The sequence below is a fragment of the Ureibacillus sp. MALMAid1270 genome, from assembly GCF_049202975.1.
Taxonomy (GTDB): domain Bacteria; phylum Bacillota; class Bacilli; order Bacillales_A; family Planococcaceae; genus Ureibacillus.
The window spans coordinates 14,439-36,002 of record NZ_JBMIRP010000026.1 but is presented as its reverse complement, the minus strand read 5'-3'; the positions used below and the strand labels follow the sequence as shown (position 1 = coordinate 36,002).

22 protein-coding genes, 1 pseudogene and 1 riboswitch are annotated in these 21,564 nt (G+C 33.8%); of the genes and pseudogenes, 11 read left to right on the top strand and 12 right to left on the bottom strand.

Annotated elements, in window-relative coordinates; genetic code table 11:
- The first annotated feature begins 147 nt into the window (after positions 1–147).
- On the top strand, positions 148–519 hold the full coding sequence (locus ACOQFO_RS02515) for a cytochrome-c oxidase (protein WP_421688141.1): 372 nt from the start codon (positions 148–150) through the stop codon (positions 517–519).
- Between the two features lie 590 nt (positions 520–1,109).
- Here ACOQFO_RS02515 and ACOQFO_RS02510 read toward each other — a convergent pair.
- Together ACOQFO_RS02510 and ACOQFO_RS02505 are read right to left on the bottom strand one after the other, a co-directional pair.
- The gene (locus tag ACOQFO_RS02510; protein WP_421688140.1) at positions 1,110–2,351 is read right to left on the bottom strand and encodes an aminopeptidase; all 1,242 of its coding nucleotides are present in this window, start codon (positions 2,349–2,351) and stop codon (positions 1,110–1,112) included.
- Positions 2,352–2,468: 117 nt separating this feature from the next.
- Entirely contained in the window at positions 2,469–2,861 is a 393-nt protein-coding gene (locus ACOQFO_RS02505; protein ID WP_421688139.1) for a thiol-disulfide oxidoreductase DCC family protein, read from the bottom strand.
- 251 nt (positions 2,862–3,112) lie between these two features.
- On the opposite strand from ACOQFO_RS02505, the gene ACOQFO_RS02500 reads away from it, so the two are divergent.
- Positions 3,113–3,799, top strand: coding sequence for a hypothetical protein (locus tag ACOQFO_RS02500; protein ID WP_421688138.1), 687 nt, complete (start codon positions 3,113–3,115; stop codon positions 3,797–3,799).
- A gap of 92 nt (positions 3,800–3,891) precedes the next feature.
- Here the strand turns inward: ACOQFO_RS02500 and sstT are convergent, their stop codons facing one another.
- From sstT to ACOQFO_RS02480, 4 genes are all read right to left on the bottom strand, one after another.
- A complete protein-coding gene (gene sstT / locus ACOQFO_RS02495; protein WP_421688137.1) occupies positions 3,892–5,106 on the bottom strand; it encodes a serine/threonine transporter SstT in 1,215 nt (404 codons plus the stop codon).
- 284 nt (positions 5,107–5,390) lie between these two features.
- Positions 5,391–5,807, bottom strand: coding sequence for a DUF1284 domain-containing protein (locus ACOQFO_RS02490; RefSeq protein ID WP_421688136.1), 417 nt, complete (start codon positions 5,805–5,807; stop codon positions 5,391–5,393).
- Between the two features lie 204 nt (positions 5,808–6,011).
- Positions 6,012–7,274 carry an MFS transporter gene (locus tag ACOQFO_RS02485; RefSeq protein ID WP_421688135.1) on the bottom strand — a complete coding sequence of 421 codons (1,263 nt, stop codon included), beginning with the start codon at positions 7,272–7,274 and terminating at the stop codon, positions 6,012–6,014.
- A 147-nt stretch (positions 7,275–7,421) separates the two neighbouring features.
- Positions 7,422–7,958, bottom strand: coding sequence for a ribonuclease H-like YkuK family protein (locus tag ACOQFO_RS02480; RefSeq protein WP_421688134.1), 537 nt, complete (start codon positions 7,956–7,958; stop codon positions 7,422–7,424).
- 162 nt (positions 7,959–8,120) lie between these two features.
- On the opposite strand from ACOQFO_RS02480, the gene ACOQFO_RS02475 reads away from it, so the two are divergent.
- Positions 8,121–8,840, top strand: a complete 720-nt coding sequence (locus ACOQFO_RS02475) for a DUF3298 and DUF4163 domain-containing protein (RefSeq protein WP_421688133.1) — start codon at positions 8,121–8,123, stop codon at positions 8,838–8,840.
- Positions 8,841–9,254: 414 nt separating this feature from the next.
- Here the strand turns inward: ACOQFO_RS02475 and ACOQFO_RS02470 are convergent, their stop codons facing one another.
- The gene (locus ACOQFO_RS02470; RefSeq protein ID WP_421688132.1) at positions 9,255–10,304 is read right to left on the bottom strand and encodes a tartrate dehydrogenase; all 1,050 of its coding nucleotides are present in this window, start codon (positions 10,302–10,304) and stop codon (positions 9,255–9,257) included.
- 114 nt (positions 10,305–10,418) lie between these two features.
- Positions 10,419–11,309, bottom strand: coding sequence for a 4-hydroxy-tetrahydrodipicolinate synthase (dapA, locus tag ACOQFO_RS02465; protein ID WP_421688131.1), 891 nt, complete (start codon positions 11,307–11,309; stop codon positions 10,419–10,421).
- A 118-nt stretch (positions 11,310–11,427) separates the two neighbouring features.
- A riboswitch (Lysine riboswitch) is annotated at positions 11,428–11,607 on the bottom strand.
- A 248-nt stretch (positions 11,608–11,855) separates the two neighbouring features.
- On the opposite strand from dapA, the gene ACOQFO_RS02460 reads away from it, so the two are divergent.
- Both ACOQFO_RS02460 and ACOQFO_RS02455 read left to right on the top strand, forming a co-directional pair.
- Entirely contained in the window at positions 11,856–11,999 is a 144-nt protein-coding gene (locus ACOQFO_RS02460; protein ID WP_421688130.1) for a hypothetical protein, read from the top strand.
- 129 nt (positions 12,000–12,128) lie between these two features.
- Positions 12,129–12,356: a hypothetical protein gene (locus tag ACOQFO_RS02455; RefSeq protein WP_421688129.1), complete on the top strand. Its 228-nt coding sequence runs from the start codon at positions 12,129–12,131 to the stop codon at positions 12,354–12,356.
- 70 nt (positions 12,357–12,426) lie between these two features.
- Here ACOQFO_RS02455 and ACOQFO_RS02450 read toward each other — a convergent pair whose 3' ends face one another.
- Positions 12,427–12,885: a hypothetical protein gene (locus ACOQFO_RS02450; RefSeq protein WP_421688128.1), complete on the bottom strand. Its 459-nt coding sequence runs from the start codon at positions 12,883–12,885 to the stop codon at positions 12,427–12,429.
- Between the two features lie 319 nt (positions 12,886–13,204).
- On the opposite strand from ACOQFO_RS02450, the gene ACOQFO_RS02445 reads away from it, so the two are divergent.
- Together ACOQFO_RS02445 and ACOQFO_RS02440 are read left to right on the top strand one after the other, a co-directional pair.
- Positions 13,205–14,386 carry a PLP-dependent aminotransferase family protein gene (locus ACOQFO_RS02445; RefSeq protein ID WP_421688127.1) on the top strand — a complete coding sequence of 394 codons (1,182 nt, stop codon included), beginning with the start codon at positions 13,205–13,207 and terminating at the stop codon, positions 14,384–14,386.
- Between the two features lie 178 nt (positions 14,387–14,564).
- Positions 14,565–14,777, top strand: a complete 213-nt coding sequence (locus ACOQFO_RS02440; protein ID WP_036184910.1) for an alpha/beta-type small acid-soluble spore protein — start codon at positions 14,565–14,567, stop codon at positions 14,775–14,777.
- On the opposite strand, the gene ACOQFO_RS02435 is transcribed toward ACOQFO_RS02440, so the two are convergent.
- Positions 14,751–15,056: a ketopantoate reductase family protein gene (locus ACOQFO_RS02435; RefSeq protein WP_421688172.1), complete on the bottom strand. Its 306-nt coding sequence runs from the start codon at positions 15,054–15,056 to the stop codon at positions 14,751–14,753. The genes ACOQFO_RS02440 and ACOQFO_RS02435 overlap by 27 nt on opposite strands.
- Positions 15,057–15,177: 121 nt before the next feature.
- Positions 15,178–15,849, bottom strand: coding sequence for a restriction endonuclease (locus ACOQFO_RS02430; RefSeq protein ID WP_421688126.1), 672 nt, complete (start codon positions 15,847–15,849; stop codon positions 15,178–15,180).
- A gap of 208 nt (positions 15,850–16,057) precedes the next feature.
- Here ACOQFO_RS02430 and ACOQFO_RS02425 point away from each other — a divergent pair, with 208 nt between their 5' ends.
- Entirely contained in the window at positions 16,058–17,320 is a 1,263-nt protein-coding gene (locus ACOQFO_RS02425) for a cytochrome P450 (RefSeq protein WP_421688125.1), read from the top strand.
- 22 nt (positions 17,321–17,342) lie between these two features.
- Positions 17,343–17,705: pseudogene (locus ACOQFO_RS02420) on the top strand (oligoribonuclease); the annotation flags it as partial.
- Positions 17,706–17,772: 67 nt separating this feature from the next.
- On the opposite strand, the gene ACOQFO_RS02415 reads toward ACOQFO_RS02420, so the two are convergent.
- A complete protein-coding gene (locus ACOQFO_RS02415) occupies positions 17,773–18,426 on the bottom strand; it encodes a hypothetical protein (RefSeq protein WP_421688124.1) in 654 nt (217 codons plus the stop codon).
- Between the two features lie 311 nt (positions 18,427–18,737).
- Here ACOQFO_RS02415 and ACOQFO_RS02410 point away from each other — a divergent pair, with 311 nt between their 5' ends.
- Together ACOQFO_RS02410 and ACOQFO_RS02405 are read left to right on the top strand one after the other, a co-directional pair.
- A complete protein-coding gene (locus ACOQFO_RS02410; protein WP_421688123.1) occupies positions 18,738–19,796 on the top strand; it encodes an LLM class flavin-dependent oxidoreductase in 1,059 nt (352 codons plus the stop codon).
- Positions 19,797–20,112: 316 nt separating this feature from the next.
- Entirely contained in the window at positions 20,113–21,414 is a 1,302-nt protein-coding gene (locus tag ACOQFO_RS02405) for a glycosyltransferase family 2 protein (protein ID WP_421688122.1), read from the top strand.
- The last annotated feature ends 150 nt before the right edge of the window (positions 21,415–21,564 follow it).

Genomic DNA, 21,564 nt, shown 5'->3' with positions numbered 1-21,564 from the left:
TGATAAAAAAGTGGGATTTCAAATGCTCTCACTTTTTTATTTTTTCAAATCAAAATATTATTGGATTTTGTTGCATATTGTTGTATTGAGTTGAATGGCAATTACTTAAGTAATTGTCTTAAAAGTTATATGATAGGAGGTGGAAAGGTGGGATCACGATTCATCAAGATCGCTGGAGTGTATTTCTTCCTTGCTGTAATACTTGGACTTGTTATGGGAATCATTCAAAATTTTGCTTTTACGTCAGTCCATGCACATTTAAACTTACTTGGTTGGGTATCGATGGCATTATTTGGACTAATTTATAGTGTTTATAAAAAAGCTGGAGAAACGTCATTAGCGAAAGCGCATTTTTGGCTTCATAATATTGGTTTGCCAATCATGCAGGGGACATTATTTTTAGAGTTATTAACTGGTAATACATCTCTCACAATTGGTATTATTATCGGTTCTCTAATTGTTATATTAGGTGTAATATTATTTGTATTGAATTTATTCTTAAATCTTCGAGAAGCATAATGGAATAATAATTGATAAATAAAAGCAATCCCCACACTGTTAGGGTGAGAGATTGCTTTTTTTAGTATGATCGGGACATTTGGATGGGGAAGCCTAAATGAAATGTCTCAAAATCGATGGATATAAGACATTTGTAAGGGTGAGCTCACCTGAAATGTCCCAAACCCGGTAGATATGAGACATTTGTAAGGGTGAACTCACCTGAAATGTCCCAAACCCGGTAGATATGAGACATTTTGATGGGTGAGCTCACCTGAAATGTCTCAAACCCGGTAGATATGAGACATTTTGATGGGTGAACTCGCCTGAAATGTCCCAAACCCGGTAGATATGAGACATTTTGATGGGTGAGCTCACCTGAAATGTCTCAAACCCGGTAGATATGAGACATTTTGATGGGTGAGCTCACCTGAAATGTCTCAAACCCGGTAGATATGAGACATTTTGATGGGTGAGCTCACCTGAAATGTCCCAAAACCAATGGATATAGGACATTTTGAATGGTGGGAACCAATGAAAAGTCGCAAAACAAAAAATACGAGACATTTCGCTGAGGAATTCAACTGAAATGTCTCGTAACTTAAAGAAAACTAGATTGCCCAGTCACCGTTGCGGAATACTGGTACCACTGTACCGTCTTCTTTAATACCGTCAATATTCATTTGAGCAGAACCGATCATGAAGTCAACGTGAACTGTTCCTGTATTCAGACCATTAGCTCTTAATTCTTCAGCGCTCATTTTTGTTCCGCCTTCAATTGTAGTTGGATAAGCAGAACCAATCGCTAAGTGATTTGAAGCATTTTCATCAAATAAAGTATTGAAGAAAGTGATTCCTGATTGAGCAATCGGTGATGGATCTGGAACTAATGCGATTTCTCCTAAACCTGTTCCACCTTCATTGTCGAAGACTAATTTCTTCATTACTTCTTCGCCTTTTTCAGCTGTGATATCAACGATTTTACCATCTTTAAAATGTACTTCAATGCCTTCAACTAATGTACCCGCATAGCTTAAAGGTAATGTGCTGCGTACAACTCCATCCATACGACGAGTATCAGGTGCAGTGAAAACTTCTTCAGTTGGCATGTTTGCGATAAATTCCTCGCCTTTTGGATTATAGCTTTCAGCACATACCCAAATGTGATTTTTAGGTAAACCTAAAGTGAAATCTGTTCCAGGTGCCGTATAATGAAGGGCATCGAATTGGATTTCATTTAATTTTGCAGCTTTTTCATTTAATATTTCTTTATGTTTATCCCAAGCAGCAATTGGGTCTTCTTCGTAAACACGGCAAGTTTTGAAAATTTGATCCCAAAGAGCATCTACTTGTTCTTCGGATGTTGTTAAGTTAGGGAATACTTTCGCAGCCCAACCAGCTCCAGCTGCAGCGGCAACAGTCCATTTTAAATCATCATTTTGCGTAGCTTTTCGTTGTGCGTGGAATGCTTTTCCTGCAACTTGTTGATATGCTGCTACTTTTTTCGGGTCTACCTCATTTAAAAGACCAGGATCGCTTGAAACGATAGTAAGACGGCTAACTCGTTTATTTAATACGTGATCTTCAACTTCATCGATTTCGTATTGTGGAATATCTGTTAACACTTCAATTGGTTGATGTAAATAATTAAGTTTTGAAATCTCATCATCAGACCATTTAATAATAACTTTCTCTGCACCTAATGTATAAGCTTCACTTGTAATTAAACGAGCAAGTGGTGCTTGATCCACATTAATGGTTACCTTCACCCAATCTCCAGGTTGAACATTAATACCTTTTGATACAAGAAGTTGTGCGTATTTTTTTAAGTTCTCTTCGAAATTTACTAACATAAACAAAATCTCCCCTTTGAAATTCTATTTACCAATATTACCATATTTTTTAGAATCATGTGAAAATTTTATATGGAGTATGAGGAGAGGTCCTCTCTTTGAAAAAAGGACCTTTTTTTATGATAAGAACCGAGCTCTATCCTTTGGGGAAGGAATCATACAACTTTCTGTTTTACCAAACCATTTATATCGATTTTTTGCAATTATGCGATAAACAACATTTCGAATCGGCTTGGGAATGAGTATAAGGCAATAGAGCAATTTATAAGATCCCTTCAAATACTTACACACTCTTAGTGCAGCAGTAGATTGAAGATAACAGCGTTCATCATCAATCAATACTAAACTATCAATATTAGATGGAATATGGAATTTATTGATAAATGCTTTTCCTATATCACTTTGAAGTGGAGCAAATTGAAATTCATTGTGAGGGTCCCTCTTGATAATAAATTGAACACTTGAATTGCAAAAGTTACATTCACCGTCGAATAACACAATCTTTTTCATCATCTCTTCTCCCATCATAAGAAACTTAAGCACCCAATAAATCCAGTAACCACTTATTATTTCTTCTTACTTAATAAGGATGTATCAATTGATCGTCTACCTATATTATAAGCGAGAACTACTTATATTCCTAAGATAGTATCCATTAAAAAATAAGGAACTGAATTCTAGTATATTTTTCATAAAGAATAAGCAAGTAGAAGAAAAAAAGGGAAAACTTAGATCATACACTAGAAATAATAGTAGTTGTAATGCTTGGTATTACGGCTCTTTTAACAGCTTGGGCAAGTTGGGTTGGTGCTTTACATGGAGGGAACCAGGCTACAAACTATGTGGAGAGTAATAACTTTGCGTCAGAAGGTAATTCAGAATACAATGCTGGTGTTCAAAATTTGATGCAAGATATGCTATTGTGGAATGAAATCAGTGATTTACAGATTGATATTATTTTTGCACAAGATCACGGTGATGAATTAGCTCTAGAACAACTTTCTAACAAACTGTACTTTAAATTAAATGATAACCTTTCCGAAGAAATGGCAGCTGCACTAGGTTGGGAGACAGAAAATCAAAGTGACGATCCAACAGAAGCGATCATTACATGGATGGAAAATGAAAATGCTCTCGTTTCACCATTTGAGGAAGAAGGCTTTACTGATAGCTATTTCGAGTCTGCGAACACATTGTTAGCGGAATCGAATGCAAAGCTTGAAGAAGGGCAGAAAGATAATACTCATGATGATGCCTTTGGATTAGTAACAGTCGTTTACGGTGTCGTGTTATTCTTACTTGGTATAGCTGGCACGATTAAGAGTAGAAAAAATCGTATTGTAATCATTACAATTTCATTAATCAGTTTTTTAATCTCTACAATTTATATGTTAACACTTCCACTACCTACAGGATTTAATATAATGAGTTTCTTTGGCCAAGGGTAATTTTTCATTATATAAAGCCAGGTTAAACTAAAAACAGTCCTTCACATTTTGTGATGGACTGTTTTTAGTGTATTTTTCATTTTGGTTAAGACTTATTTAGATTCTTTATTCTTTTTCACAATATCAGCAACTGCCGTGAATAATACATCTGATGATGAGTTTAATGCAGTTTCAGTAGAGTCTTGTAAAACACCGATGATAAATCCGACCCCAACAACTTGCATTGCAACGTCATTTGAAATACCTAGTAAACTACAAGCTAGTGGAATTAATAATAAAGATCCTCCAGCTACACCTGAAGCTCCTGCTGCAGATATTGCAGATACTACCATTAAGATAATTGCTGTCCAAATATCAACTTCAACACCTAGTGTGTTTGCAGCTGCAAGTGTTAACACGGAAATCGTAACTGCCGCACCAGCCATGTTGATAGTTGCACCTAATGGAATCGATACAGAATATGTATCTTCATCTAAGCCTAATTTTTTACACAAAGTTAAGTTCACAGGAATATTCGCTGCTGAACTTCGTGTAAAGAATGCAGTAAGACCACTTTCTTTAACTGTTTTCCATACAAGAGGATAAGGGTTTTTACGAATATAGATAAAAGCGATAAGTGGATTAATAATGAATGCAACAAAGAATATACTGCCAAGTAATAGTACCAGTAGTTGTGCATACTCACCTAATGCTTGAAGTCCGTTAGTTGAAATAGATGAGAAAATAAGACCCATAATACCAAATGGTGCAAGTTCAATTACCCATTTTACTAGAGTTGTGATTGCTTCTGATAAGTTTGCAATGACTGTTTTCGTAGCATCAGAAGATTTTTTTAATAAAAATCCTATAATAAGAGCCCATGTAAGAATGCCAAGATAGTTTGCATTTAATAATGCATGGACAGGATTATCTACTATATTAAAAAGTAAAGTTTTAAATACTTCTAGTATTCCTTCGGGTGGAGATACATCGTTTGCACCTTCTGTTAGTGTTAACGTAACTGGGAATAAGAAACTCGTTACTACTCCGACAACCCCAGCAGTCAGAGTACCAATGACGTAAAGGAATAATATTAATTTCATATTTGTTTTTTTACCACTCGCATGGTTTGAGATGGCGTGCATAACTAAAAATAAAACTAATATTGGGGCAACGGCTTTTAGAGCACTAACAAACAAATCACCAAAAATCGCAATCCATTGTGCTTGGTTAGGAATTGTTAATGCAAATAGAATCCCAAGTACAATCCCCGCAAAGATCCTTCCGACTAAACTAATTTCTGTCCATTTGACTACAATATTTTTCATGATGTCTCCTCCGAATGACTAGTTGAATATTTTTGCAGTGAACATTTGTACTGTCTGTACGGACACTTTGATAGAACCTAGTTTAACACGATTCTCTATATAGTGGAACAAGAAATTATTGCAAAAATAAAAAAATCAAGATTGCTAGTTTGAATGATAGGTAAATAAAGCCATTTATAGGGGAGAAAATAGAGGGGAAAAGTAGTGTAGATAATAGATTGAAATAATAAAAGCATCTCTTTAAAACTAGGAGATGCCTTTTATATTAATATAGATAAAAGATGTTATTTCACTTCCCATAACCCTTTGCCATCAATAATATGTTGTATCCCTTCTTCGCAAACACCGTATGATCTCCAATTACAAGTTTCACATACTGTTTGAATATCCGAGGGGATAACGAAATCCTTAACACGATGTTCTATCTCATGCCATGGTAAGACTTCACCAAGCTTTAGTCCTAATTTCTCTAATATAACAGCGTCTCTTACATAAATGTTTTGATCTTTACAATGGTACTCTCCAGAATTAGGGTATTTTTCACATAATTGATCTGGACCTTCTACTAATTCTACAACAGTATCGGGATATTCTCGAAGTCGTTGATGTAATTTCGTCATATTTACTACGTATTCCTTAGAATACCCCATACCACGATATCCTAATAGGCAAAATAGGTGATGTCCACGCAATTGAATCATTTTTATATCCCCCTATGATCAGACTTATACGTTAACAGGAAACGAATAAAGGTTAACTTAATGTTTTAATAGTATCATAGTAAAGGTGAAAAATAATGGCTTTTTTGTAAAATGAATCTACAAATTAGAGGGGGAGAAGAATGAAAACAGGGTAAAATTCAAAAGGCAAATCATTAAGTTGATCTGCCCTTGAACCTATAATCATTAATTTGAAGTTGATAGTGCTACTTTCTCTTTCTTTATTAGAATTACAAACAAACTTGCAAATATACAAAACACACCCGCTAAGAAGAATGCCCATGTGTATGTGTTGAAGTATTGATAGATTAATCCGCCACCGAATGCTGCCACTGCTGCTCCTAATTGGTGTGCCGCAAAAATCCAACCGTAAATGATAGCACTTTTTTGAATGCCAAATATTTTTCTTGAAATACTAATGGTTGGTGGAACTGTCGCTATCCAATCAAGTCCATAAAAGATAGTAAAAATGATAATTAGCCAGTAAGAACCTTGACTAAGTGCAAATGGTAGTAGAGCGAGGGAGGCTCCTCTTAGACCGTAATACCAAAATAGTAACCAACGATTATCAAAACGATCCGATAACCAACCTGATAATGTAGTCCCGATTAGATTAAATACTCCCATAAATGAAAGTAGTGAGGCTGCGGTCACCATAGGAATTCCAAAAGTAATACATAAAGAGATAAAGTGAGTCCCAATCAATCCGTTTGTGGAAAGACCACATATAAAGAAACTTCCAGCAAGTAACCAAAATTCTTTTATCCTTAATGCTTCAAATAAACCTCTAAAAGCAATGATAATTGGGTTTTCTTTATTCTGATTAATCGGTTCATCTTCAGTTTTATCTACCTGTCCATATGGAAGAATCCCCATTTCCCTTGGAGAATTTCTCATAAAAAGAAAGATAAGTATAAACATGATAAAACTAAGCAACATAATTAGTCCGATGGCATGCTTCCACGAATAATTTTCAATAATGGCTGCTAGAACAGGTAAAAGGATTAATTGTCCAGTAGCAGTGCTTGATGTAAGTATACCAACTACCAAACCTCTTCTTTTCTCAAACCAGCGATTGGCAATATACGGACTTAGTACTGTTAAAAATACACTTGACCCAAGTCCGAAGATTACTCCCCAAATGATGATTAATTGCCATGGTTCAGTCATCAAGAATGCAAGGGAAGTGCCAATAACTAATGTGGCCATTGATACGGTCATCATTTTTCTTAATCCAATTACTTCTAATAATGCCGCCATAAATGGCCCAGATAATCCGTATAAAAAGAGTGTAATTCCAAAGGCTAACGAGATAACAGAACGATCCCAGCCTAGTTCTTGTTCAAAAGGAGTTAAAAATACCCCTGTAGAAGATATTACAATTGCTGCAACGATATTGGCAAAGAATGCAATGACAAGAATAATCCAACTATAATGAATGCGTGTCAAATAATCACCTATCCTAATGTTCTCAGATTAAATATCCAAGGTTCGCTTTGTAAAATAAGTACAATTTTGTTAATCATAACTCGCGAATCCATTATAGTAAATTAGCTATCTATGCTTAAATTAATAATTTTTGATTTTTTGCATCTGCTATTTCGTAAACCGATTTGCATAACTACTTGCTACGAAAGAATCCGGTTTAATTTTTGCTTCTAATCCAATTGATTTCATGCGAGAAATCATTTCATTAACAAAAACTCGAGTTTTGTTTCGACTTCCAGAACCAATATCAATATGACCTTCGATTGTAAAATTCGCCCCTTTATAGACATTTGGCAAAACAATTTGTATTAACTGTTCCTTTTTCTCTTTTGTAAACAGAGAAACAACTTCTTCTGTTAAGGTGGTTTCATAGGATATTCGCTCATGCAAGTTTGCCATTTTCCTAGGAACAATGACTTTTCTAAAACATGCCCAAACACCTTTCCGCTCCTGTTGAATGACGATTCCTGTTATGAATTTTGTTAGCTTACCATGAACTTGTGAGTCGGTTCCAAACATTAAACGAAAATTTCCGGTAGGATCTTTCTCCATAAATTGAACAATATAACGAAACACTTGTTCAAATGACATTCTTTTTTCACTTAAATTTTGAAAAGTATTGTCAATCATGAACTTATTATCCATATATTGCCTACCCCTTTTTATTTTAGTAAGCTTTTAATAAAGCTTATTCACGAAATGTGTTAAATAATTAGTTAAATATACGAAAATCCTCGATTCATTGTTGTATGAATGAATAAAATCTACTCAATCTAAGTTGAAAAATGGAAAGATGGTGGTATTGAAATGATTGCAACGAACCTGTTTAAAATGTTTGTTAGTTTTAGTGCTATATTTTCATTCTTTGATTTTTTCGAGTCCCCCGACTTAGTAGAGGTTAGTGAAACAACAGAGACTGCACCGGTAATTGTAGAATCTAAAACCTATAAAGAAGACTTTTTAATTTATCCACAAGTAACAATTAAAGATAATAAAGAAGCTGAGAATAAAATTAACGAAGCTTTTCAGGCTCACATTGAAAATTCCTATAAGGGATATCTGGAACTGAAAGAACAAATGGAAAAGTTCAAAGAAGAGGATAAAGAACATTGCAAGGAATTCCCATATTCCTGCGAATATAGTTATAATACAAGATTTAAAGTAAAATTTAACCAAGATGGAAAGCTAAGTATTTTAGTATATGACGCAACTTATACTGGTGGAGCACATGGTCTTGAAGGTGTTACTGGATTTAACTTCAATACACAGACAGGTGAACGTTATACACTAAAAGACATCATTTCTGATGAATCAAAATTTGCAAGTATCACTCAATTTGTAAAAAATTATATAAAGGAACACCAAGATCTTTTCTTTAGTGAAGAAATGATTGCGGATTTTGCAGTAAGTAATGATACTCAATTTTACTTTACAGAAAGTGGCATTGATCTAATCTTCCAACAATACGATGTAGCACCATATGCAGCAGGTCATCCAACAATTAGCATTCCAAGTTCAGAGTTATAGGATTTTAGTGGCTGTACAACACTCTCAGATAGTATGTTGTATGGCTTTTTTGTTTGAGTGTAGTTGGGGATCTAATAAGGTTGCGATTTTGGTAAATACTTGGGGGAGTTCGAATTTAAATGAAATTCTAATAAAGACTTGAGTTTGGCGAATAATTAGTGAGAATTGGCTAATAAATTTCAAAAATTGGCGAATAACTTCTTCAAACTGGCGAATATTCTGTTCATCAAGTGGCCAAGATCTCCTATAAAAATAGATGTGTCTATTAAAAGAGCAAGATTGTCAAATATCACCAAAAAATTGTCTATTATCCGAGGGGATTTGTCTATTAACTTGACCGACCTGTCTATTACCCCCAAAACTCACTAAAAAAACCCCTTTCCAAGAAAGGGGCTCCGCGCCTTAACATTTCATTTATAAATTACTAATAACAGCTTCAGTTACTTCCGCAAGCGTAGATCTTCCACCTAAATCTCCAGTTTTAATGCCAGAAGCGAGTGTTTTTTCAATTGCGTCCAATACGCGTGTGCCAGCTTCATGATATCCTAAGAAATCTAACATCATTTTTCCAGTCCAAATTTGGCCAATAGGATTGGCAATTCCTTTTCCTGCTATGTCAGGTGCTGAGCCATGAACCGGTTCAAACATTGAAGGATATTCGCGTTCGATATTTAAATTTGCGGCAGGTGCTATGCCGATACTACCCATAATAGCTCCACCAAGGTCTGTTAAAATATCACCAAATAAATTCGAAGCAACAATTACATCTAATGTTTGTGGTTTCATGACCATAAAGGCTGCTAAAGCATCAATATGATTAGAGACTGTATTAATTTCAGGGTATTCTAGTTTTACTTCTTCAAAAACTTCATCCCAAAATGGCATTGAATATGTTAGACCATTTGATTTCGTTGCACTTGTTACATGTCCTCTAGAGTGTTTGGCTAATTCAAAAGCATAACGCATAACTCTTTCTGTACCTTTTCTTGTGAATACTGCGTTTTGAATCGCGATTTCATCAGAGCCACTGTGAATGCGGCCACCACTATCTGAATACTCTCCCTCTGAATTTTCACGAACAACAGTGATGTCGAAGTTTTGAGGGTTTTTCAAAGGTGATTCTAAGCCAGCTAGAAGTTTAGCGGGACGTACATTTATCGATTGTTTCATTCCTCTGCGGATTTTAATTAGTAACCCCCAAAGTGAAATATGGTCTGGTACAAGGTCGGGCATTCCGACTGCGCCAAGAAAGATTTGATCATATTGTTTTAATGTATCAATACCGTCTTCTGGCATCATGACCCCGTGTTCTAAATAGTAATCACAACCCCAAGGAAAATAAGTCCATTCAAATTTAAAACGACCATCAAGTTCAGCGATTTTGTCTAATACTTCAATGGCAGCAGGAACAACTTCTTTTCCTATGCCATCTCCAGGAATAACTGCGATTTTATATGTATTCATAAGTGACACCCCTATTGTCAAAATTATCTTTCAACTAATTATCTACTAATTCTTATAAACATGGAACAAAAAAATAAGAGTGGGGCTAACTGACCCACACTCTTACTGAATCTATTAAGACAAAACTTCATTTTGTAAGTGGTTATCTAAAACTCTTTGTAATGAAACTAGCTGTTCATTATTTAATGGTGTCATTGGAAGTCGAACACCACCAACAGGAATACCATTTAAATTTAGAGCCGCTTTTACAGAAGTTGGGTTAGGTGTAGCGAATAAAATTTTCATCACTGGAAGAAGTCGACGATGATCACGAGCCGCTTCTTGGAAGTTACCAAGTTGGAATTTTTTAACCATTGCTTGCATTTCATTTCCAATGATATGAGATGCCACTGAAATAACGCCAGTTCCCCCAATTGATAACACAGGGATTGTTAGCCCATCATCTCCACTGTATAGTGAAAATCCATCTCGAGTTCTTTCAATCATTTCAGACATAGCACTTAAATCGCCACTTGCTTCTTTAATAGCAACAATATTTTTAATTTTAGAAAGCTCAACTACTGTATCAACAGATAAATTTACAACGCTTCTACCAGGAATATTGTAAAGGATAATTGGTAAAGTCGTTTCAGCAGCAATTGCTTTAAAGTGTTCGTACATTCCTTCTTGAGAAGGTTTGTTATAGTATGGTGTAACAAGCATAATGCCATCAACACCAGCATTTTCAGCTTGTTTTGTTAGTTCAATTGAAGCTCTTGTATTATATGAGCCTGTACCTGCAATGACAGGAATTCTTCCATCTACTACTTTTACTGCAAATCTAAATAATTGAATTTTTTCTTCATCAGATAACGTTGGTGATTCACCAGTAGTACCCGATACAACTAATCCGTCAGTACCGTTTGCAATTAAATAGTTAATTAAGTTTTCAGTTGCTTGCCAATCAATTTCACCTTGTTGGTCAAAAGGAGTTACCATTGCCGTTAAAATATTTCCGAAATTCATTCTTCTCCACATCCTTAACTTTTTATTAAAAAAAAATAGAGGGAGAAGGGCGTTAAAATAAACGCAAAAAAGCAACAACGAAGGGTCGTTGTTGCTTAGAAATAGACTTCATTTCTTCGCGTAAGATAGCCCTCCACATAGTTTCCTATATGACAATCCTGCACTTATTCAATGCAGAACCAGCTTCAAGACCAATGAGAGTTCTTGAAACTTCGGCAAATTCCCCTTTCCACAGTTATCATCGGATCTCATCATCCTCAAAAAGTGTACTAATGGTTTTTGCGCCTCTATCCTTACTTCAAATTTTTTGAAATAAGTATGTATTAAATTTAATTATTAAAATAATACATCGATTCTCCATGAAAAGCAATAGCCTAAACAAAATTTTTAGAAAATTATCAACGATAATATAGAACAGTTAAATTTGCAAAATTAATTTATTTTATTAATTAAAAGTAAATTTTATGCATATAGGATAACTATAGAAATGAATATTGGGTTTGATTTGTACTAGTAGAACTACATCTATCGAATGCGAGGGATTAAATGAAACATAAAATAACTTTAAAAATCCTTTGTTACGCATTATTAGGAGTGATCGTCGCAGGCTGCTATCTTTATTTTCAAATTAACCCTGCGGTATTAATACGTACTGAAATTACTCCTATCGATGAAGAAACATATAAATAATTAATATTATATGATAAAGAAAAATACTCGGATAAAAGTAAGTTTCAAGAAATATCTTTTTCATTAAAAGTAAATTATCCAAGAGAGATTCAAAACCTAGAAGTAGAGATTCCCGAATATATTACTGAATTGCTCGGAAGCGATTTATATTTAGGGGCAAAATATAAGGAATATAATGATGAAAAAAGTGCTCAATTTGTTCATGAAGCTGAAATTATTTTATATACAGGGGAAGTAAGTAAAGAAGAAATCAAAAGTATGTTAGATAGCGGAAAAGTACAATTAGGCTGGGATTATAAAGGAGAACGAGTTTTCCAAATATATAATATTGGTGATACCGTTGTTTTTATTAAATAAAAATGGCCCGAAATCTCTGTGGATTTTGGGCTTTTATCATTTTGAAGGTATTTATGTATTTAATCATTTGTTAGTTCTTTTTTACCTTAACAAAATATCGAACAGTAGAAGCAAATAAGAAAAGAAGAATACCTGTAATGATTATATATTGAAAGTTTAACAACAGTAATTGCCAACCATTTTTGAAGGCAAATAACAGGTCGATGACAATTACATGAACAATTAATATTAGGAGTAGTTTATTAAATTTAGAATCATGTCTAGTAACAATTGATTTAACCATTTGCCATAACAATACTAGTAAAATGGAAATTCCCGTGAAGAGTAAAAGGGTAGGTAATAGTAAATTCCATAAAAAACTAATTTGATCACTTCCGTCGAAAACAAGGTCTACTAATGAAGTGCCTGACTCAATTTCTTTCATTACTGACCCTGATAACCATCTAGATAATAAAAACACTAAAAATGTTAATGCTAGTCCAATTGAATAAAGGACTAAATCATAACTATCATGTGATTTTTTTGCCACAAAGATACTCCTCTCTAATAACAATAAATAATAGTAATTAAATGTATGATTATAAGAGTAGAATTAAAACGTACAAGCTGTGGGTCATATAAAAAAGTTTTAAAAGCTTCTTAAAAATAGTTACCTCTATATTTCCATAGCGATAGCAAGTTTCTGGTAAATTGCGAACTATTTCAAGACAATTGGAAATTATTTATACAATTTTAAAAAATAAGGTATACAATATTAAATAATCGTTCATTACGATATCGAAAACTACTTAGTTAGATTCTAAATAATAAATAGATGATATGGATTGTATTAGAGGAGGAAATCAGTTATGTATCAATTCGCAGACCGAATGGGACAAGTTTCAGCTAGCGCTATTCGCGAAATTTTTAAAGCATTAGCAGATCCTGAAATTATTTCTTTTGGAGGCGGAAGTCCAGCAAATGAATCATTTCCAATTGAAGTGATTAAAGAAATTACAGATCAAGCATTAACAGAAAAGGGTCCGAAAATTTTACAATATGGTATTACAGAAGGATGGCCAGCTTTAAGACAAGCATATGTTGATCATATTGCTAAACCAAAAGGAATTAATGCGACAGTTGATAATGTCATTGTGACTACAGGTGCTTCTCAAGGAATTCAATTATTAGCTGATGTATTTCTAAATCCTGGTGATGTTGTATTAGTTGAATCTCCAACATTTTTAGGTGTCTTCTCAGTGTTTAATAAATACTTTGTAAAATGTATTCCTGTTTCTATGGATGAAAAGGGCATAATTGTTGAAGATTTAGAGGCGAAAATTAAAGAGCATAATCCAAAAATGCTTTATACAATTCCAACGTTCCAAAATCCAACTGGTAGAACATTACCTGTGGATAGACGTCAAAAAGTTGCAGAGCTTGCGAGTGAACATAATTTTATCGTATTAGAGGATGATCCTTATTGTGATTTAAGATTTAAAGGAGAAACAGTTCCAAATATTAAAACGTTTGATAAAACTGGAAATGTTGTTTTACTAAATAGTTTTGCAAAAATTATTTCTCCAGGATTACGTGTTGGTACTGTTTTAGCTGAACCGGAGATTATTCAGAAGTTAACGGTTGCAAAACAAGGTGCTGATACACATACGTCTAATTTGTCACAAGAAATTTGCGCGGAATTTTTAAATCGTGGACTATTACCAGGGCATCTCGAAAAAATTCGCCCAATTTATGAAGTGCGTTTAAAAACAATGTTAAATGCGATTCAAAAATATTTCCCTGAAGGTACGAAATATACAGAACCTGAAGGTGGGTTATTTATTTGGGTTGAACTACCGGGTAAACCAGATGTTTTGGAACTATTTAAGAAAGCTGTTAATGATTATAAAGTAGCTTTCGTACCTGGAATTCATTTTTGTAAAAACCCAGACGATGGGATTCGTCATTTGCGTTTAAACCTCTCTTCTAGTTCACCAGACCAAATTGAAGAAGGAATGAAACGACTAGGGGAACTTTTTTCTGAAATTTAGTTTGGAATTTTATTAACTTAAAAATTGCCATTAAAGATTAATTACATTCAAATTTCTTTGAAAACTATTAATACAGATGAAAAATGGATAGTTTAAAATCCATAACAATAATAAATATTTTACAATGTATTAAAAAAGCCTCCTGGTGCATTCTAAATGACACAAGGAGGTGAAAGAAATGGCTTCTAACAACGGCAGTTCAAATAAGTTAGTATTCCCTGGGGCGCAAGCAGCAGTGGATCAAATGAAATATGAAATTGCACAAGAGTTTGGTGTTCAGTTATCGGCAGATAATTCTTCACGCGCTAATGGTTCAGTAGGTGGAGAGATTACCAAACGCCTTGTGCAAATGGCTGAAGCACAATTAAGAGGTAGAACTCCTAGCGAATAAAAAGATATATTTAGAAAGGTTGATTCTTATTGGAATCAGCCTTTTATTATTCAAAATTATTACAATCTCTTCGTTCGATAAAGTTATGGCCATCTTATAGCGAACATATTCACATTCTTTGGAAATAATTTTTTCGTATAACATTTTGTTAACTGGAGCTTCTAATCCGTGTTTTTCTGCATATTTTAGAACGGTTCCTAAAAAAAGTTCTACCTCACTGAAACGTTTTGCTTCAATATCTTGTGCCATGTTCGTATCAACTTCATATAAAAGTTTGATAAGTTGCCACCTTCCATAAAAATGTATATATGAAAGGATAACATAATAAAGGTGCTAGTCACCTACACATTTCAGAAATGATTCTAAATTGTGGGGCAACTAGCACCTGTTTTGTATATTTCTATTTGTTTAAGATGAATGATAAAGCAGTTGCAAATCTGTATTTTCTATTTGTTGTTTTTAACATTTTCATTAGCTCGTCCCGGTCAATTAGCTTAATATTTTTATTTTTAGCAAACTTTTTGGCAGACGATGTGTAATATTGATTCGTAATAACAATTGCACCGTTTGCGCTGTATTGTCTAACTATTCCTACAACATCGTGAAGTACTTTTGTGCCAACTTTGTGGTTTTTTCGTTTTGTCTGAACTACGAATGTCTTTGAACCTTTTCTTAAAATTAAGTCCGCTTCTAGCTCTTTCGAATTATTTGCTAACTCAGTGTGATAGCCTTGTTTCTCGAATATTGGTTTAAGAAATTGTACAACTTCCATACAATTTAGTTCACTAACGTTATTTGCATTATTCGTATAACCCTTCCGTAAAATGAACCTGTTAATAATATTCAACATTGATTTTACAACAATGCTTATCATGTAAAGCAAATTAATACGTAATGGTTTAAATAATAATGCTATTACGACTAGTAATGTTAAGTAAAATTGAAGATCCGTTAGACTTGGTTCGATGGATAGGAAATTTAAAATTGAAATTACAATACCAAAGCTTAATATGCTTAGTAGTAATAATAATGTAATTTTGTTTTCTTTTACTTTCGATGATTGTCGACTCATAGCTGTCATCCCTTAATAATTATTTGTCCATAGTCAAACCAGTGAAAAACCTACAAAGTCGAGACATACATTCAACTAAATTTAAGAAGAATGACGTCTTTCTAATAGTATCAACAAAAATTGCACAAATTATGAATGGTGACGGAGAATGTGTAATTTTTGAACATTCACAAACAATAACGATACTAGATAAAAAGGAGATGTCATTATGCCAGAAAATCAAATACCAAGAGAAGAAGGAATAGACCATACAATGCCCCTTTTAAAAGAAGGATACGAGTTCATTATGAATAGGAAGAGAAGTTTTAATTCTCAAATTTTTGAAACTCGTATTATGGGGAGAAAATCATTATGTATGAGTGGAAGAGACGCAGCACAAGTATTTTATGATAAAGATCTATTTAAAAGAGAAGGTGCTGCACCGAACCGAATAGTACAAACCTTGTTTGGTGAAAATGGTGTTCAAACTTTAGACGGGGAAGAACATCGCAGCCGAAAAGAAATGATTATGTCCATCATGGGCGAGGAAAATATAAGAAAATTCCAAGAGATAGCAGTCCAATATTGGGAACAATCTTTGGATCAGTGGAGTAAGAAAGAAGAAATCGTTCTATATGAGGAAGTAAAAGAATTACTTTGTAAAGTTGCATGTTTATGGGCTGGTGTGCTCGTTGAAGAGGAAGAGGTAGACTGGCTAACAAAAGAATTAAGTGAAATGTTTGAAGGTGCTGGAGCAGTTGGGCCTTTACATTGGAAAGGTAGAAATGCTCAAAATAAAGTCGAAAAGTGGATGATGGAATTAGTGACAAAGATTCGAGATGGTAAACTCATACCACCAGAAGACACAGCATTACACCAATTTACTTGGGCTAAAGATGCCGATGAGAAATTATTAGACCCATCCGTTGTAGTGGTTGAAATGTTAAATATATACAGACCAATTGTAGCAATATCCGTTTATATTGCTTTTGTTGCTCATGCACTCATTCAACATCCAGATGAGTATGAGAAGTTAAAAAATGCTGATGAGAAGTACACGTATATGTTTATCGATGAAGTTCGTAGATTCTATCCATTTTTCCCATTTGTTGCAGCTAAAGTTAAACAAGACTTTACTTGGAGAGATTATCGAATTAAAAAAGATACGTTAGCGTATTTGGATTTATACGGTACAAACCATGACGAAAATTTATGGTTGTATCCGGAAGAATTTAATCCAAACCGTTTTGCTGACCAAGGAAATGATCGTTTTAGCTTTATACCACAAGGTGGTGGAGAGTATTTAACTGGACATCGCTGTGCGGGAGAACAACTAACAATTGAAATGATGAAAATTAGTTTAGATTATTTAGTAAATCATATGGACTACGAGGTTCCAAAGCAGGATTTATCCTATGAAATGAATGAATTCCCAAGCATACCACGTAGTAAAATCATCCTTAGAAATGTAGAACGAAAATTAACTCATTGATTCAAGTGATTTGAGGTGTAACATGTATAAATTATTATCCCATAATGATTTGGATGGAGTGGGGTGTGGAATTTTAGCAAAGCTTGCCTTTGGACAAGATGTAAAAGTCCGTTATAATTCTATTGCATCTTTAAATCGGGAAATAGAATACTTCCTAGAAAATGATAATCCTGACACATTTTTATTTATTACAGACTTATCACCAAATGAACAAAATGAAAAAAAGTTGCAGCAATTTTACGAAGTAAATGGAAATGTAAAGCTTATTGATCATCATAAAACGGCATTGCATTTAAATGATTATGAATGGGGATATGTTTTAGTAGAAGCGGAAGATGGTCGTTTAACGAGTGCCACATCACTCTTCTACGAATACTTAGTTACCAATAATTTTTAACTTAAATGGGCTGTTCTGAAAGCTAAACTTTCAAAACAGCCCATTTTTTCAATTATTATTGATCTAATATGTTATAAAGAAATTCCCACTTTTCACTATTCATTAAATCTTCTTGTGGTAATTGGAAACCACCACCTAGAAAAACGGTGTTCCCTTGAATGGCAATTACCATAGCTTCTAAACCATTATCAACTTTTTTATATACATCACCAATAGAAGGTAATGACTCATCGTCATATTCTGAGTTATTTTCATTAATATCATCATCAACAGATAATGCTTTATCCTGATAATCAATAGGATTACTATATTCAAATCTACCTGGAATCATTAACAAATATTCGCTATGTTTAATCCCATTTGAGTTTTTTGTAATAACCCCTTTAGATTCTACTACTGCAACAACTTCAATTTCATTTAGTGAATAGTTATCTAAGTAATCAGGATCTGGGTTCGTTATTAATATATAGTCACCAACTTGGGCAGTGCGTTCTTTGCTCAAGGTATAACGTTTTTTGTTGAAAATAAAACTATCATGTTCCCTCGGTTGGTATTTTTCGATCTCCTTTGCAATACACAACTGTTGTGTCATATCTCGCAAGCGAATTAGATGTACGGATTGTTTAAACATAGTTTTCACTGAATATACCTTGTGTAACTCATTGTTGTAATAGACAAATTGACCTTTTCGTACTTGTAATAGATTCATGAAAATTTCCCTCCGAATGAAGCCTCTAAAATAAATGTTTACTAATCATTGTGAATGGTTAGTTACATCATAACCATATAAGTCCTGTTAATATTCTTTTCCAAGTAGATGAAACATACGTATAATGTAAAATTCTCTCAAAAAAATTAGAGTCCATGATATTTTTCTATAAAATGGGGTCGCATTTTAAAGAAACCGTCATCTAAACAAGAAACAGGAAATTTGGAAGGTATACAATTTGTAATGTATGATGAAATGGAATGTAGAAAATGTAGGAAATCATAAAGGATATATTACTAGGGGGAGTCAAAATGGAAATAGGTTTAACAACATTTGTTGAAACAACACCTGATGTCAAAACTGGAGAAGTAAAAAGTCATGCTGAACGTTTACGTGAAGTAGTAGAAGAAATCGTATTAGCTGATGAAGTTGGATTAGATATTTATGGGGTGGGGGAACATCATCGAAAAGATTATGCGTGTTCAACACCAGCAGTTTTATTAGCTGCAGCAGCTGCTAGAACGGAAAATATTCGACTTTCAAGTGCAGTGACAGTTCTTTCTTCTGATGATCCTGTACGAGTTTTTCAAGAGTTTTCAACTGTAGACGCTATATCGAATGGTCGAGCTGAAATTATGGCTGGTCGTGGATCATTTATCGAATCATTTCCGTTATTTGGCTATGACTTGAAGGATTATGATGAATTATTTGATGAAAAGTTAGATTTGCTATTAAAAATTCGTGACAACGAAATTGTTAATTGGGAAGGAAAGCACCGCGCTTCAATTCCAAATAGAGGTGTGTATCCAAGACCTGTCCAAGAAAATCTTCCAATTTGGATTGCTAGTGGTGGAACACCTCAATCTGTTGTACGTGCTGGTGTGTTGGGACTACCTCTTGCTCTTGCTATTATTGGTGGCAGTCCACTTCAATTTGGTTCGCTTGTAAAGTTATATTATCGTGCTGCAGAACAAGCGGGGCATGACATTTCAAAACTTAGCGTTGCTTCTCATTCCCATGGTTTTGTTGCTGAAACAACAGAGGAAGCGGTTGATAAGTTCTTCCCTCCAACACAATATGCTATGAATGTTCTTGGAAGAGAGCGCGGATGGGGACAATATACGAAAGAAACATTCGACTATGCACGCAGTCTAGAAGGTGCATTATATGTAGGGGATGTTAAAACAGTAGCTGAGAAGATTATCTATCTTCGTAAACATGTAGGGGTAACCCGTTTTATGCTTCATTGTCCAGTTGGTTCAATGCCGCATGAAGATGTAATGCGATCAATCGAACTGTTAGGTAAAGAGGTGGCTCCAATCGTCCGTGAAGAAGTGGCGAAATGGGAAGCAGAAAACAATACAAAATAATATAATACGATGTGCTGTGTATATAGATAATAATGTCCATTTACACAGCTTTTTTGTTTGGGGAAATAAGTAAAAAGTAATCATTCCAAACAAAAAATTACATAAAATGCATTTTTGTTCAATGTTATGGATATAATCATCAGGATTGGGTAAATAATGGTATAAATAGCAAATTTACAATGATTAATTATAAATTAACAATTTTTACATTTAAATATAGAACTTTTCATTTTTTGGAACGTCTAATATTATTACAACAAAGTTTTTAAAGCAATTGGAAAAGAATTTTTAAAATGTTTTATGTGGAGGCATAAACTTGAATTCTCAAATTACGAACTTTATAGAAAACTTTAATTTCGCTATGTTTTTATTATTTGCAATGATGTATTTATATCAAATCGTTTATATGTTTATTGCGTTTAAAGCAAAACGGGCACGTGAGTTAAATAATATTGAACTTAAATTCCATAAAATAGGGGTCATTATTGCAGCAAGAAATGAGGAAGTGGTAATTGGCCAACTGATTGATAGTATCCATGCACAAAATTACCCGAAACAATTAATTGATATTTTTGTTGTTGCAGATAATTGTACCGACCAAACAGCTGTTGTCGCAAGAAGAGCAGGTGCGATAGTAAAAGAAAGATTTAATACTGAACAGGTTGGTAAAGGTTATGCATTAGATTTTATGTTGAAATTCATTGAAAAAGAATTCTCACATAAAAAATACGATGGTTACTTAGTGTTAGATGCAGATAATTTACTAGATAAAAACTATATTTCAGAAATGAATAAGACATTCAATGAAGGTTATCGAGTGATTACAAGTTATCGTAATTCAAAAAATTACGATCAAAACTGGATTTCGGCAGGTTATGGACTGTGGTTTTTACATGAAGCTGAATATTTGAATTTACCAAGAATGAGATTGAATAATAGTTGTGCAATTTCTGGAACTGGTTTTTTAGTAAAAGCTGATTTATTCAAAGAAAATGGTGGATGGGTCCATCATTTATTGACAGAGGATATAGAGTTTTCTGTTTCTCAAATTCTTCAAGGCGACAAAATTGGCTATTGTCGTAATGCAGTACTCTATGATGAACAGCCAATTACGTTTCAACAATCATGGCACCAACGATTACGTTGGGCAAAAGGTTTTTATCAAGTAATTAATCATTATGGCAAGCGACTATTTAGTGGAATTTTATTTAATAGAGGGAATAGATTTTCTTGTTATGATATGGCTATGACACTCATGCCTGCGATGTTAATCACTTGTTTTAGTATTGCTGTAAATAGTAGCTTTTATTTTGCTGCCATTTTCGGTTTTATCAATGAAAAGGACATTATTTTAGTGACAACGATGTCTATTTTGAAATCGTTCCTTTGGTATTACAGTATTTTATTCTTTATGGGAATTCTTACGACGATTACTGAATGGAATCGAATTCACAGTACTGGTTGGAAAAAGATTTGGTATTCATTTACATTTCCATTCTTCATGTTTACGTACATTCCAATTGCAATTGTAGCACTATTTAAGAAAGTTGAATGGAAGCCAATCGCACATACTGTCGCAAAGTCAATTGATGATGTTCTTGATAATGTGAAAAATTAATAAGACATTTAAAACTACGTTTGCTTCTTATGGCGGATGTAGTTTTTAAATTTTTTATTTCATAAAGTAAGGACATACATACGGAAAGTTGCACACAAGTAGAGTTTCAAAGGTTTTTGACGATCTGGAAGTGCCCATCTAAGACTAGAG

Coding starts and splice junctions, on each gene's coding strand:
- ACOQFO_RS02415 (WP_421688124.1), bottom strand. CDS start 18,426: ATGAATCTATTACAAGTACGAAAAGGTCAATTTGTCTATTACAACAAT.
- ACOQFO_RS02480 (WP_421688134.1), bottom strand. CDS start 7,958: ATGGATAATAAGTTCATGATTGACAATACTTTTCAAAATTTAAGTGAA.
- ACOQFO_RS02470 (WP_421688132.1), bottom strand. CDS start 10,304: ATGAATACATATAAAATCGCAGTTATTCCTGGAGATGGCATAGGAAAA.
- sstT (WP_421688137.1), bottom strand. CDS start 5,106: ATGAAAAATATTGTAGTCAAATGGACAGAAATTAGTTTAGTCGGAAGG.
- ACOQFO_RS02425 (WP_421688125.1), top strand. CDS start 16,058: ATGCCAGAAAATCAAATACCAAGAGAAGAAGGAATAGACCATACAATG.
- ACOQFO_RS02445 (WP_421688127.1), top strand. CDS start 13,205: ATGTATCAATTCGCAGACCGAATGGGACAAGTTTCAGCTAGCGCTATT.
- ACOQFO_RS02510 (WP_421688140.1), bottom strand. CDS start 2,351: ATGTTAGTAAATTTCGAAGAGAACTTAAAAAAATACGCACAACTTCTT.
- ACOQFO_RS02505 (WP_421688139.1), bottom strand. CDS start 2,861: ATGAAAAAGATTGTGTTATTCGACGGTGAATGTAACTTTTGCAATTCA.
- ACOQFO_RS02430 (WP_421688126.1), bottom strand. CDS start 15,849: ATGAGTCGACAATCATCGAAAGTAAAAGAAAACAAAATTACATTATTA.
- ACOQFO_RS02475 (WP_421688133.1), top strand. CDS start 8,121: ATGATTGCAACGAACCTGTTTAAAATGTTTGTTAGTTTTAGTGCTATA.
- ACOQFO_RS02440 (WP_036184910.1), top strand. CDS start 14,565: ATGGCTTCTAACAACGGCAGTTCAAATAAGTTAGTATTCCCTGGGGCG.
- ACOQFO_RS02460 (WP_421688130.1), top strand. CDS start 11,856: ATGAAACATAAAATAACTTTAAAAATCCTTTGTTACGCATTATTAGGA.
- ACOQFO_RS02500 (WP_421688138.1), top strand. CDS start 3,113: ATGCTTGGTATTACGGCTCTTTTAACAGCTTGGGCAAGTTGGGTTGGT.
- ACOQFO_RS02410 (WP_421688123.1), top strand. CDS start 18,738: ATGGAAATAGGTTTAACAACATTTGTTGAAACAACACCTGATGTCAAA.
- ACOQFO_RS02490 (WP_421688136.1), bottom strand. CDS start 5,807: ATGATTCAATTGCGTGGACATCACCTATTTTGCCTATTAGGATATCGT.
- dapA (WP_421688131.1), bottom strand. CDS start 11,309: ATGAATTTCGGAAATATTTTAACGGCAATGGTAACTCCTTTTGACCAA.